At 61.3% G+C, this 14,052-nt stretch carries 10 protein-coding genes; 7 read left to right on the forward strand and 3 right to left on the reverse strand.

From position 1 onward, the window contains the following. Positions 1 to 106: 106 nt before the first annotated feature. Genes Hhyl2_RS19545 through Hhyl2_RS19565 form a run of 5 tightly spaced genes read left to right on the forward strand, consistent with a single transcriptional unit; the run spans position 107 to position 7,538 of the window. Positions 107 to 1,594 carry an NADH-ubiquinone oxidoreductase-F iron-sulfur binding region domain-containing protein gene (locus tag Hhyl2_RS19545; RefSeq protein ID WP_483552480.1) on the forward strand — a complete coding sequence of 496 codons (1,488 nt, stop codon included), beginning with the start codon at positions 107 to 109 and terminating at the stop codon, positions 1,592 to 1,594. A 1-nt stretch (position 1,595) separates the two neighbouring features. Further along, a complete protein-coding gene (locus Hhyl2_RS19550; protein WP_483552481.1) occupies positions 1,596 to 2,546 on the forward strand; it encodes a 2Fe-2S iron-sulfur cluster-binding protein in 951 nt (316 codons plus the stop codon). Then, entirely contained in the window at positions 2,543 to 4,831 is a 2,289-nt protein-coding gene (gene fdhF / locus Hhyl2_RS19555; RefSeq protein WP_483552482.1) for a formate dehydrogenase subunit alpha, read from the forward strand. The genes Hhyl2_RS19550 and fdhF overlap by 4 nt, the downstream gene beginning before the upstream one ends. A gap of 2 nt (positions 4,832 to 4,833) precedes the next feature. Continuing rightward, complete coding sequence (locus tag Hhyl2_RS19560) at positions 4,834 to 5,565, forward strand: helical membrane plugin domain-containing protein (RefSeq protein WP_483552483.1); 732 nt, start codon at positions 4,834 to 4,836, stop codon at positions 5,563 to 5,565. Further along, complete coding sequence (locus Hhyl2_RS19565) at positions 5,562 to 7,538, forward strand: molybdopterin oxidoreductase family protein (protein ID WP_483552484.1); 1,977 nt, start codon at positions 5,562 to 5,564, stop codon at positions 7,536 to 7,538. Before Hhyl2_RS19560 ends, Hhyl2_RS19565 begins: the two co-directional genes overlap by 4 nt. Positions 7,539 to 7,985: 447 nt before the next feature. Here Hhyl2_RS19565 and Hhyl2_RS19570 read toward each other — a convergent pair whose 3' ends face one another. Together Hhyl2_RS19570 and Hhyl2_RS19575 are read right to left on the reverse strand one after the other, a co-directional pair. Beyond that, positions 7,986 to 8,480, reverse strand: a complete 495-nt coding sequence (locus tag Hhyl2_RS19570) for a universal stress protein (protein ID WP_483552485.1) — start codon at positions 8,478 to 8,480, stop codon at positions 7,986 to 7,988. A 155-nt stretch (positions 8,481 to 8,635) separates the two neighbouring features. After that, positions 8,636 to 9,880, reverse strand: a complete 1,245-nt coding sequence (locus Hhyl2_RS19575; protein WP_483552486.1) for an MFS transporter — start codon at positions 9,878 to 9,880, stop codon at positions 8,636 to 8,638. Between the two features lie 348 nt (positions 9,881 to 10,228). On the opposite strand from Hhyl2_RS19575, the gene Hhyl2_RS19580 reads away from it, so the two are divergent. Then, on the forward strand, positions 10,229 to 11,188 hold the full coding sequence (locus Hhyl2_RS19580) for a mannonate dehydratase (protein ID WP_483552487.1): 960 nt from the start codon (positions 10,229 to 10,231) through the stop codon (positions 11,186 to 11,188). Between the two features lie 78 nt (positions 11,189 to 11,266). Then, on the forward strand, positions 11,267 to 12,106 hold the full coding sequence (locus Hhyl2_RS19585; protein ID WP_483552488.1) for a VOC family protein: 840 nt from the start codon (positions 11,267 to 11,269) through the stop codon (positions 12,104 to 12,106). A 96-nt stretch (positions 12,107 to 12,202) separates the two neighbouring features. On the opposite strand, the gene Hhyl2_RS19590 is transcribed toward Hhyl2_RS19585, so the two are convergent. Beyond that, a complete protein-coding gene (locus Hhyl2_RS19590; RefSeq protein ID WP_483552489.1) occupies positions 12,203 to 13,990 on the reverse strand; it encodes a glycoside hydrolase family 2 protein in 1,788 nt (595 codons plus the stop codon). Positions 13,991 to 14,052 lie beyond the last annotated feature (62 nt).

A 14,052-nucleotide genomic window follows, 5' to 3' on the forward strand; every position in this document is an offset into this window, starting at 1 on the left:
ACCCATCGGATGTGACTCCTACAGAGGAGGCTTGCGAACGTCCTGGACTGTTGGGTCGGGATAGTACTTGTTCGTGGGCTGCGCACAGATGGGGGGACCGTCCCACATGAGCGACATCATCAGCAGCGACGAGACCATCGTCCGGGTAGCCACCAGGAATCCTGAGCAGGTTCTCTCGGGCACGGATACGGATACAGACTGTCTCGTGCGGGTCGGGACGACCGGCGTACAGGCTATCGAGCCCCTCGTCATGGTGACGCGACAGGGCGAAACCGCGTTCCACACACAGTGTTCGCCTGAACACATCAGCGACATCGTCGCACAGACAAACGGGGCCGATGACGTGACTGTTGCGACCCCGGATGCCGTCACTGACCACGACCCAGAGACGACCCGCCTTCCTGTCCCCGAATTATCCCAACTGAGTGCAGGCAAGCGTGACGTGCTCGGCGGCTGTGGCTGGCGACGGCCGACCGACCCGTCGGATCACGAACTGGCTGGTGGCTTTCCCGACGTCGACACCGAGACGATACTGGCTATCGGCCGCGAACTCCGCGGGCGAGGCTGGGGAGATAGCTGTCACGACGACATTGTCGGGAACGCCTGGGAGACCGTCCGCGGAGCCGACGATGAGACGACGCTCGTCGTGAACGCACACGGGACCGACGGCGACGGAGTACTGCTCTCTAGCGTCCCGCTCGAAGTACTGGACGGGGTGGCTGCTGTCGTCCGGGCCGCCGATATCGACCGTGTCGTCGTGTATACCTCGACTGCGGACGCGCACCACGTCGAGACTGTCCAGGCGGCAATCGACGTCCACCCCGAGCTGCAGGTCCCAGTTTCCGTGGTCGAGGGCCCAGCGGAGTACCGAGCGGCCGAACCGACGATGGCCGTCGAGGCGATCGAGGGCAACCACCGACTGGAAGCTCGACTTCGCCCGCCGGCCCTCGACGAGGTAGGACTGCACGGGAATCCGACGGTGGTGCATACGCCCCGAACACTCGCGACCCTCTCGGTCGCGCTTCGTCGGGGAGAACTGCCTAACACCCGCATCTTGACGGTAACGGGGGACGTGGATTCGCCTGCCACAGTAGAGCTTCGGGAGTCCGAACCGGTATCCGAAGCAGTCTCGGCCGTCGCTGTGGAGGGGGCACTCAAAGCCGCTTGTGTCGGCGGCCGGTTCGGCGGCCTGACCCAGGATCTGGACATTGCTGTCGACCCTGAATCGCTCTCGACAGCCGGACTCGGAACAGACGGTACCGTCCGTGTGCTATCCGAGGACCGGTGTATCGTCGAATTCGTCGGGCGGCTGGCCCGGTATGCGTCCGAGGAGAACTGTGGGCGCTGCGTGCCATGCCGGGAGGGAACGACACAGTTGACGGAGTTGCTCCGTGATGTGTACGATGGGGACTATTCGCCCGGCCGCATCGAGGAACTGGTCCGCGTCATGGAGACGTCGAGTATCTGCGCGTTCGGGGTGCAGGCTGCTCGGCCCGCTCGGACGGCAATCGCAGCATTCGAGTCGGAGTTCCGGGCCCACGCCGACGGCCAATGCCCGGCTGGCAGTTGCATCGACGCCATGGAGGTCTCGTAACATGAGTTCAGAAGAGCAAACGACGACGGACGTACCGCCTTTGACCGAAGAAATCGCACCGGGGACGGCAACGGACCCGCCAGTCAGAACCGAGGAGTCGGTCACGGTCACTGTCGACGGCACTGCCGTGACGATTCCCCCGGATTCGACCCTCATCGATGCTATCGAAGCCGTCAGTACCGAGGAATCCGTTCCTGCGTTGTGCCACTACGGCCGGGAAGAGATCGGTCCTCGCAGCGAGTGTCGCACCTGTATGGTCGAGACCGACGCTCACGGCGTCGTGCCGGCCTGTAGCTTCCCGCCCGAGGACGGCCTGACGATCCGTACTGACGCCGACACCGCTTCGGAAGCACGGGACGTGAACCTCGACCTCGTCCTCTCGGACCACAATCTCCGTTGCACCACCTGTGGCAAGAACGGCCGCTGTGAGCTGCAGGACGCCGCGATCGAACAGGAGGTCGAGGAGCCACGCTACGGCGTCCTCGACGACCGCGACGAGTACGAACCGCTGGACGACACTTCGTCGTTCATCCAGATCGACCGCAACAAGTGTATCCTCTGCAATCGGTGTGTCGACGCCTGCAACGACGTTCAGGTCGAGGGCGTGCTCCGGTTGGAGGGATCGGGGAAGGACACGCGGATCGGCTTCCAGAGCGACTCCGAGACGATGGACGACTCGGCGTGTGTCTCCTGTGGCCACTGTGCGACTGTCTGTCCGACCGGATCGCTCGTCGAGAAGGGGATGGAAGACGCTACGACGCTCCCTCTCCCCGGCTTCACGCAGAAGAACAGTGTCGGCAGTAGCTACGAGAGTTCTGGCGAAGCACGCGGTCCGATGACATCCAAGAAACGCGATGAAACCTCGGAGAGCGACCAGTCGACAGGCGAGGATGCGGTCTCCGACGAGACAGACGTCTGGGCGGACGAGTCGGATGGTGGTGACTGGCCATGACCGACGACGACCTGGACGGAGTTGCGGGATACATGCAGGCGGCCAGGGACCAAGCGCTCCAGAACGTCGAACACTTCGCCGAGGGTGTCGCAGCCGAAACACTGCCGGAGGGAAAACTGTTCGAGATAGCGCAGTCGGTCGGTGACAAGCGACTCGAAGAACTGAACGTCGCCGACACCACCTGTGGCTACTGTGCAGTCGGCTGTCGGTTCGACCTCTACTCCGACGGTGAAGAGATTCTCGCTGCTCGGCCGACGGCCGAGGAGGACGCACCCGTCAACGGTATCTCGACCTGCGTGAAAGGCAAGTTCGGCTACGACTTCGTCAACTCCGACGACCGACTGACGTCGCCACTGGTCCGCGACGAGAACGGGGAGTTCCGGACCGCGACCTGGGACGAAGCCCTCGACCGTGTCGCCGCCGGATTCAGCGAGATCAAGGCCGAACACGGGGGCGAATCATTGTCGGTCATCACCTCCTCGAAAGCGACGAACGAGGACAACTACCTGATGGGCAAGTTCGCCCGCCAGGTGTTGGAGACCAACAGCGTCGACAACTGTAACCGCCTCTGTCACTCCTCGACGGTGGCCGGTCTCGCAAAGACCTACGGGTACGGCGCCGCCTCGGTGAGCATGGACGACATCGAGTCGACCGATTGCTATCTCATCACTGGGTCCAACACGACCGAGGCCCATCCCGTGATCGGGACGCGCATCAAGCAGAACGTCCGGGACGGTGCAGACCTGGTCGTCTTCGATCCCCGCGAGGTCCAGATCGCCGAGTACGCCACTCAGTACAGCCGTGTCGAACCGGGCTACGACGCGGTCTGGATCAACGGCATCACGCGGTACGTCATCGAGAACGACCTCTACGACGAGGAGTTCGTCGCGGAACGGACGACCGGATTCGACGCAGTCGCGGATGCGGTCCAGGAGTTCACGCCCGAGCGCGTCGAGGAGGTGACCGGCGTTCCTCACGAGGAGATCGCCGCAGCAGCCGAAACGATCGCTGCGGCCGATTCCTGTGTGTTCGGATGGACGCTCGGATTGACCGAACACTCCCACGGAACGGAGAACGTCATGGCGATGGGGAACCTCGCTGCTGTGACCGGGAACCTGGGCAAACCCGGTGCTGGCGTCTCACCGTTCCGCGGCCAGAACAACGTCCAGGGGGGTGGCGGTGATATGGGGCCGCTACCCGACAACTTCCCAGGATACCAGGATATCGCTGACGACGATATCCGTGCGAAGTTCGAGGACGCCTGGGACTGTGATATATCGCCGGAGTACGGCTACTACACGACCCAAATGTTCCTCGAGGCCAGCAAGGGGAACCTCCGTGGGATGTACATCATCGGCGAGAACTCCGCACTCTCCGAACCGGGAGTGAACCACGCGACCGAGGTACTGGAGAACCTGGAGTTCCTCGTCGTGCAGGACCTCTTCGTCACCGAGACCGCACAGTACGCCGACGTCGTCCTTCCAGCGTGTTCGTTCGTCGAAAAGACAGGGACGTTCACGAACACCGATCGGACCGTGCAGATGGTCAAACAGGTGATGGAACCGAAAGGCGACTCCCGCCCCGACTGGCAGATTCTACAGGACCTGGCGAATCGCATGGGGCGTGACTGGAACTACAGTTCGACAGCAGAGATCATGGCCGAGGTGAACTCGGTTACCCCGATCTATGGGGGTATCACACACGAGCGAGTCGACGACGAAGGCGGCCTCCAGTGGCCCTGCTGGGACGAGGATCACTCAGGGACCGTACGACTGTACGAGGACGAGTTCAACACGGCGGACGGGAAGGCGCACCTCCAGGCGGTCGGCTACAGTGAACCCGCGGAGACACCCGACGAGGAGTATCCGTTCACACTGACGACTGGTCGTGTCCTCTATCAGTACCACACCGGCACGATGACGCACCGAGAGGAAGGGATCATGGAGTATACACCGAGCGACTTCGTCGAGATCAACCCGGCGACGGCCGAAGCGTACGGAATCGAGAGCGGCGATATGGTGAGAGTCGCGTCCAGGCGGGGCGAGATTACCGTTCCGGCACAGGTGACCGACCGCGTCGGGCCCAACACCCTCTTCGCACCGATCCACTTCGCCGAAAGCGCCGTCAACAAGCTGACCGACGAGGAGCATCTCGACCCGTCGGCGGCGACGCCGGAGTTCAAGATCTCCGCGGTCAGTATCGCTCCCGCGGACGACACAGGTGCCCAGGGAACCGACAACAGTCCCACGACCGATCGCTCAGAGCCGATCGAGGGAGGTGACTGAGGATGGCCGAGCCAACAGACGTCTATCCCGACGACGCAACGCACGGCGGTCGGCCGCGAGAAACCGGGGAGGGTGAAGCAGCACTCCGTGACGCGCTGGACGAACACGGCGACGCACTCGCTGCGGCCATCGAGCGAACGGACGAACTGGAGGACGCGGTCGAGACGGCGATCTTGCTGCTCGCCACCGCGGACGACGAGGAGATCGAGCATCTCACGACGTCCTCTGCCACCCTTCTGGAAGCAGCAGATGGGCTCTCGACCCAAGACACGGCCGACCTCGCGACCGATATCGGTGCGAACGCGGATGAACTCGCCGATGCACTCGAGACTGTCCTCGCGCTCCAGCGAACGGGAACTCTCGACGACCTCGTGACGATAGCGACCGCTCTCACGGAGTCACTCTCCGCCGACGAGATCGACGATCTGGCCACACTGCTGGACGAAGAGAGCGGCGAGATGCTCGCGGCACTCGATATCGTGCTGGAACTCCAGCGCGAGGGCGACCTCGAGGAACTGATCACACTGGCGACCACGCTCTCGACACTGGAGATAGACGCTGACACCGCGGCTGGCTTGAATACAGTGCTTTCGGCAGTGGGCGAGGCACAGAGCGGATCGGAACCGGTCGGACTACTCGGACTGGTCGGTCGCCTTCGCTCACGTGACGCGCGTGCCGGTCTCGGATTTCTCACCGAACTCCTTGCAGCAATGGGTCGTCGATTACGACGATGAAAGAGGGTGGCGACGGGTCGAGCGGGACGGTCTGCCCGTTCTGTGCCGTCGGCTGTCGGCTCACCCACGACGGCGACCGGGTTCGTGGCGTCCCGGGCGCGGCAAATCCGGATGGTCGGCTCTGTCAGAAAGGACTTCGTGCGTTCGACCGGCGCACCAGTGACGAGCGACTCACGTCACCGCTGGTCAGACGCGACGGCGACCTCGTCCCCGTCTCGTGGGAGACTGCTCTGGACCGTGTCGTCACCGAGCTCGAACAGATTCGCACCGAGCAGGGCCCGGACAAACTGGCGTTTCTTGGCGCACCACGCTGTACGAACGAGGAGAACTACCTGCTCCAGAAGCTCGCCCGCACGCTCGGGACGAACAACGTCGACAACAGAGCACGAAGCTGCCATACCGAGACGGCGAGAGTGTTGAACACTCGACTGGGCTACCCGGCGATGACCAATTCGCTCGCTGATCTGGGCGCAGCGGACGTATTCCTCGTTGTCGGTGCGAACCCCGCTGCGCGGCAACCTGTCGCCTTCAACAGTACTGTCAGGCCCGCTGTTGCCGACGGCGCGACCTTGATCCACGTCGACCCCCACGAAAACGAAACGACGCGAATCGCCGACGTGCACGTCGCACCACGACCGGGAACGGATCCACTCGTCGCGACGATACTGTGTTCGTTCGTCATCGACGCAGGCGGTCTCGATAGATCGTTCCTCCAAACACGGACGAAAGGGTTCGAGGCATTCCGGGCATCGCTGGCGGAGTACGATATCGAGTGCCTGCTTACGGACGCCGACGTAGACGAACAGAAACTACGCGATATCGCCGTTCAAATCGCGGAGGCGGACCGGACAGCCGTGCTCACCGGTACTGGCGCCGACGAGACGGCGACAGCAAACGGTCTGTTGAATCTCCTCACACTGACCGGCAATATCGGTCGGTCAGGAACCGGGCTGAACATGCTCCGGGGCCTCAGCAACGAGCAAGGGGCGACCGACATGGGATGTGTCCCGGATTGGCTTCCCGGACACCAGGAGGTGACTGACGATGCTGCCCGCAATAGAGTCACAGCGGAATGGGGGACCAAACTCCCTCCCACACCTGGAGATACGGAACGAGACCTCCTTTCGGGATTCGGGGAAGAGATTGAAGCCGCACTCGTCGTCGGCGAGAACCCGGCGATCTCGAAACACGACCCGGAGTGGATCGCCGAGCGACTGGACTCGATAGACCTGCTGGTAGTCCAGGAACTCTTCCGTAGCAAGACGGCCAGACATGCCGATGTCGTCCTTCCCGTCGCCGCCACCGTGGAAAAGGAGGGAACGATCACCAACATGGACCGACAGGTCCAGCGACTGTCGCCCGCGGTAGGCCCACCCGAAGGTGTTCGGACAGACTTCGCAATCCTCCGTGAGCTCGGTCGCGGTCTCGTCGGCCCCGAATTCGAATACGCCAGGCCACGTGACGTGTTCGAAGAGATCACCAGTGTAACACCGGCGTACTCGCACCTAACATACGACGACCTCGGCGACCGGAGTCGAAGATGGCCGTCACGAGGTGAGACCCGCAGCGACGCAGAGGTCCTGTATACGGAGTCCTTCGATACCGACGACGGACTGACGACGCTCACCTCTCTCGATGTAACACCGAGTGGAGAGACACTCGATTCCAGTCTTACGCTGGTGATCGGCGACCGTGTTCAGGAGTTCAGTACGGCCGGTCCAGTCGAAACAGAGGGAGGTCTCGTCATCCATCCAACCGATGCCGACCGTCGGAATATCGAGACGGGCGATCGGGTCGCCGTTGGAAACGAGGCCGCTACCGTCACAGTCACTGCGAGTGTGAGCGAGTCCATCCGCCCACGGGCAGTGTATCTGCACGCGAGTATCGCAGACCCACTCGTCCGTGGGGATAGCTCCACGGTCGAGGTCTGGATCGACGATGCCAGTTCACAGACGGTCGCTGAAAGCCAGTGATCCGACTCGTTCCGTCTCCGGAGCGGTAGACGCCCGGAATACAGCCGTATTTTGCCGAACGTATCTTTCCTCACCTGGACCATTCCTATACTGGGATGATTTCAAGAACCAAACGGCGAATTTTCTACATTTGCCTCTATTCAACCAGATCAAACATCCTTCAATCAGGTTATGACAACAGGGGGATAATTATTGCGGGTGTTCGATGCAGGTAATCAGGTAGCACGGCTAACGAACCTAATTTATAATTATAAACCACTTGAATATGATCATGGTTCGGTTTTATGACACGTATATCAGCACTCCTAGTGCCAGTAGACGCATCATTTTATCCCCGATTTTGTGGATTACACAGTCTCGATCTTGTGTTTACGTATCTTGTTTACAATAGGGCCTACCGGAATAGTTCGGTGGGTTTCACTTCTCCGGGGTGTCCGTCTACTGGCATCAGTTGTCCTGAACGAACGTGACTGGGCAAGGTGACTCCAACAGTAATTGCTGTGCGAGACTGCCGAAGACGACTTTCTCGGCCGGGGTCCGCCGACGGCCACCGACCACGAGACGGTCGGCGTCGACCTCTGTTGCGAGGTCGAGCAGTGCGTCAGCGGGCTCACCTACTGCGCCACAGACCTCGTACTCGATACCTTCGTCGTTGAGCCGATCAGTCGCCGACTGGACGGATTGGTGTTTTGCAGCGATTTCGTCCGGCGAGTCCCCCTCGAGGAAGTCGTCGTATTCCGACGCCGAGAGTATCTGTGGGAAGCCCCCTCCGGAAATCGGGGGGATCGTGGGCGAAACTCCGTCTGTATCTTTCGGGATGGCGTGGGCAACGACGACGTTCGCGTCTGTTGGACCGGCAATCTCCACAGTAACATCGACGAGGCGGTGTACTCTGTCTTCGTCCGAGTCGCTAACTGGAAGCAGTATCGTCTCGATTGGCACACATGGAGTCCATATATCTGGATATATAAACCCATCGCTCCGAGAGAGGTTCGTTCGAAAATCTGTCCCCGACGATCGGTCGAGCTACCTACAGAGACGTCTCCGTTCGACGGCTACTCGGCATCGTGTGGCTCTACTGCAGACACGTCTCGTATTCAGTCGTCCGACGGCGCTTTGGTCACCGTCGAATCGACAGTGGAACGAGTCACGAACCAGGCTGTCACGAGTGCGCCTGCGATCACGAGTTGGGCGTACCCGACGATCCGAAGCATCCCAACGCGCCCGAAGGCGTCGACGAGTGGCATCGGCGCGAACGGTGAGAGCGCGAAGCCGCCGTAGGTCATCATCGTGATGCCGCTGAGCGCCCGGCCACGGACTTCCTTCTGGACGACAGATGCCACCCAGTCGTTCACTGTGGGCATGACGAGTCCGAACCCTATCGCGCCAGCGATGATGACGCCCGCGATCACGAGCGGAGCGGAACTGGCCGTCGTGAACAGGAGGAACCCAGCACCCCCGGCGACGAATGCGATAGCCATCACCGTGATGTGCTGGACGTGCTGTTTGATCCGGCCATACAGCGATGCGGCGACGACACCGGCGATCATCACGCCCGAGATGATCAACCCGATCTGTGACCCGCCCACGCCGAGGGAGCCTTGCAGATAGTACGGGACCTCGATCATGACAAGGTTCGTCGCCATCATCCCCAGGAGCACTATGAGGTAGATTCCTATCACGAGCTTCGCAGGTTCCTCCCGGATGATCTTGGTGATCGCTTCGAGGCGACTGACCTCGGCGCCTCCTTCGGACTCCGTGAGTTCGGGTTCAGGAAGGAACCGGATGATCGGCGGGATGAACAGGAGCGCCCCCGCGAAGACCAGGAAGATGTACCGCCATCCGAACGTCGAGGCGATGTATCCGCCGAGCGTGGCGGCGACTGCACCGCCACCGGCCTGCACTGCACCGTAATACCCCATGACCGACTCACGCCGGTTACCGGAGTAGTAGTCCGCGATGAGGGTCGGCACCGTCACCATGAGTGCACCGACGGCGATACCGTCGAGGATACGCGTCGCGAGGATCAGGTAGATCGAGTCCAGGAAGAACGCGACGCTCGTCCCGACACCGTAGATGATGACGGCCCCGATCAGGACCGGCTTGCGCGCGTACTTGTCCAGTAGGTACCCCGTGAGCGGCGCGACGACGATCACGACCCACGCAGAGGTCGTGCTGACGAGTTGCGCGAGCGTCTCGGAATTTGGCAGGTGGGCGAAGGTCTCTTGGATCGCTGGAATCGTGGGGTTGATCAGCGCGCCGGAGAACGACGGGATGACCCCGATCAGGACCAGTGTTCCGAGCAACGGCCAGTGGAACGAGTTGGAGTTCTCTGCTGACATCGTTACACCAACCGTGTGCGGCCCTCCGAGCAGCGATCGGTCGTCTGTCGACTCTCTGAGCCAGGCAGTAGCATACGTATCAATGTATACCCACAACTATTATAAATATCTTTCTATCGGAGCAATCACGGGCGCCTGTCCTCACAGCTGGGCGTTCGAGTAGGCACTTGCTCCACTGCTATCTCTAGTGACCTGTGGTGACGAACGAGGACACCTGCCTGGCTACGGTTGCTAGCACGTTTGTTTACGCAATATATGCCGGTATATTCTCTGCAATCGTCGACTGAGCACTCCACCTGTCGGAACTGTAATGATAATCTATATACGCTTCAGGAAATATCGTCCTGTATGGTTCGACCAGCGCTAGTGCTCCCTCCGGAGCCTGACGAACGGTGGCAACTGGCTAAACAGATGGGCGTTACCGACGCCGTCATTCATCCCCTCGAGATCGGCGACGACAAGACGACATGGACCTACGACGAACTGCGGGGGCTGCGAAACTGGCTCGACGACGCCGAGCTGAACTTCTCAGTGCTCGAAGGGAGCGTGCCACTGACCGACCGTGTCCGTCTCGGCCTCGACGGCAGAGACGAGGATATCGACGAGTTCAAACAGTTCCTGCGGGCGTGTGGCGATCTGGGAATCTCTGTCGTCTGTTACGATTGGATGGCGGGCGTCCGCTGGGCCCGTACCGAAGCCCACATCGAGTCCCGTGGCGGGTCCTACGTGACCGGGTACGACAACGAGAAGATGCAGGGTGGGCCGACTGTCCCGGCCTCGGAACGAACCCACGAGGAGATATTCGAGGCGCTTGCCTACTTCCTCGAAGAAGTCGTTCCCGTGGCCGAGGAGGCAGGCGTCAAACTCGGCCTCCACCCGGACGACCCACCGCGCGAGTCCGTTCGTGGGGTTCCTCGTGTCGCCAACAGCGTCGAGAACTACGAGCGGATCCTGGACGTTGTCGACAGCGAGCACAACGGTGTCACGTTCTGCCAGGGGAACTTCGCCGCGATGGGTGCGGATATCCCGGCAGCCATTCGCCAGTTCGGCGACCGGATCAACTTCGTCCACTTCCGTGACGTCGAGGGTGACGCCGACCGATTCGTCGAGACCTGGCACGACGACGGGCCGACGGACATGCACGCAGCGATGGCAGCCTACGAAGAGGCCGTCGACAGCGACGTACCGATGCGACCCGATCACGTCCCGACGATGGCCGGCGAAGACAACTCGAATCCCGGCTACCACACGAAGGGACGGCTGTTCGCTATCGGCTACATGCGTGGCCTCCTCGATTCAGTTGCCTGAGCGACGTCTCTTCTGCCGGGAAAGACAATTCTAATATCGCGGTCTGGCTGATTTTCTAACACAGCATTCCAGACTGCTATGCTATCAGATAGAGCTGTACTCCCCCCAGAGAGTCGCATCGGCCGGACTGCACTCACGGTCTCGGATCTGACGGCGATGGTCGACTTCTACCGTGACATCGTTGGTCTCGCTGTACTCAGCCGCACCGACACGACAGCCGTGCTGGGTGTCGAGGAGACACCGTTGCTGGTCCTCGAAAGGGGATCTGCAGCCCGCACACTGCACCGATCGGGTGCTGGTCTCTTTCATAACGCGTTCAGAGTCCCAACACGTCAAGCACTGGGGGACGCGTACGATCGGATTCAGGAACACTGGCATCTCGGGGGTGCGTCCGACCACGGCGTCAGTGAGGCGCTCTACATCAACGACCCGGAGGGGAATGGAATCGAAATCTATCGGGACTACCCGCGTGCGGAGTGGCCTCGGGACGACGACGGCCAGATTCAGATGGGCACTCACCAACTTTCAACCGAGCCGATTGCGGCGGCTGGGGCGGGCGGCGAAGACCTTCCCGCCGGAACGGACCTGGGCCACGTTCACCTCGAAGTATCCTCGCTGGATGCGTTCAGCGCGTTCTACGAGGACCTCATCGGGTTCGAGAGACAGGTGGTGCTGCCAGCTGCACGCTTCGTCGCTGCTGGTGGATACCACCATCATATCGCTGCGAACACGTGGAACCGTCGCTCCAGGCCAGTCGCCGGCAGAGGGCTATCCTGGTTCGAAGTAGTCGTTCCCGATACGGAGACACTCTCCGCCGTCCAGGAACGTACTGCGAGCAGCCAATACGCCGTCACCGAGACCGACGACGGGATCTCCATCACAGGCCCCGACGAGATAGAGATCAGATTCGGTGTCTGAGCCACCTGCTCCGTCAGAGTCCTTGCATCACCACCCATTCGGAACGCGGATCTGTAGGCGGTCAGTACAACAGTGAGACGGGGGTACCGGACCGATTCACTCGGCCTGGAGCGACTGGTAGAAGTCCCGGAGGACGTGGAAGGCCTTCTTTTTCCGCCCGTGTTGGTCGACGACGCCTTTCCGGTTGTACCCTCGCTGGTACTCGTTCTGACGCATCGGTGCCCGGAAATCGAAGAGAATCCACGGTGACAGGCCAGCGATCTGCTCGTTCTGCATGATCGCTTGCGTCTGGCCGCGATAGATCGCCGCCTGGTACTCCTCGGTCCAGCGGTCCGCTTCGGTACCGTGATTGCCCCACTTGGCGCCACCGCCGGTTTCGGAGATAACGACCGGCGTCCCGTCGGGGTCGTCCTGGAACTGCTGCATATCGTCGGCGTCGCCGTAGTACCAGCCGAAGTACTCGTTGATGCCGACGACGTCCAGGTGGTCCTCGAGTGGGTCCCGAATTTCGAGTCCGTCGTCGGTCTCGTCGACGAAACAGGCTGCAGTCACGAGTCGCGTGTCGTCGAGGCCCCGAACGTACTCGGCCATCTCGGGAAGTACCTCGTTGCGGGTCTCGTCGTTGTGGTCGGTCTCGTTCGCAATCGACCAGAGCACGACCGACGCGCGGTTCCAGTCACGCTGGATCAGTTCGCGCAGTTGCTGCCGATAGAGCTCCTGGATCTCCTCGTCACCGAAGTTGATGTCCCAGTATGCAGGAACCTCCTCCCAGAGGAGAATCCCTTCCTCGTCTGCCGTGCGGGCCATCTCTTCTGTGTGTGGATAGTGGGCGAGCCGTGCGAAGTTACAGCCCAGTTCGTTGATCCACTGGAAGCGGGTCTGGACGTCTTCGGTGTCGAGTGCGCGTCCCTTCCCGGCGACCTCTTCGTGTAGAGCGATGCCGCGTAGGACCTCCTTCTCGCCGTTGATCAGCACGTCACTGCCCTGGACCTCTACGTCACGGAGACCGACGCGGTCAGTGACCGTGTCATCGCCGTAGGTGAGTTCGATCTCGTACAGGCGCGGATCGTCGGGACTCCACAGCGTCAGTGCGTCCCGTTCGAGAGAGAACTCCGTACTGAGTCGTCCATCACCGTCGGGAGTGAGTGATTGATCGACGTCCAGTTCTGGGAGCGCGACCGCGCCCGCTTCGCTCACATCGGGCCCGTCGAGCCAGGCGTCGACCCGAACGTCGACGACATCGTCCCCGACTGCTGTCTCGACCTTGAAGTTCCGCAGGAATGTCTCCTGGACGGAAACGAGATCGACCGAGCGATTGACCCCACCGAAGTTGTACCAGTCGGTGCTCTCGTTGGGGATTCCGTCCTCGTAGCGCTTGTTGTCCATCCGGAGCACGACCACGTTCTCACCGTCCTGAAGGTGGTCGGTGACTTCGAAGCTGAACGGTGTGTAGCCGCCCTCGTGCTCGCCGAGGCGTTCGCCGTTGAGCCAGACTTCGGCCTTGTAGTTGACCGCCCCGAAACGGAGGAACGTCCGATCCTGTTCGTCGATATCGGCGCGGTCGAACGTTCGAGCGAACCACACCCAGCCTTCGAAGTGACGGAACTCGGGCAGCTCCTCGCCCCAGCTCGACGGGACGTCCACGGAATAGCCATCGTAGATGTTGAAATCGGTGATGTCGTCGTTGCCCGAGGCACTCGGCTCGTATATCGACTCGAAGCTCAGTGCTGGCTGGCCGTCGTCGTCGGGTAGTGCCGCGACTTCGTCCTCGTCGTCCTCGATGAAGTCGTCGAAGTAGTCACGGAACATCTCGTACTGGTCTGGAATCGCCTGCCAGGTCCCGTCGAGCGAGGCTGTCTCTCGCGGATAGGCTAACAATTGCATCGATTATAGATGATGGTACATCTGCATATAAACGTTTGGGGACGAGTCACCGTTTGGCGGTG

The organism is Haloarcula sp. H-hyl2 (assembly GCF_056934385.1).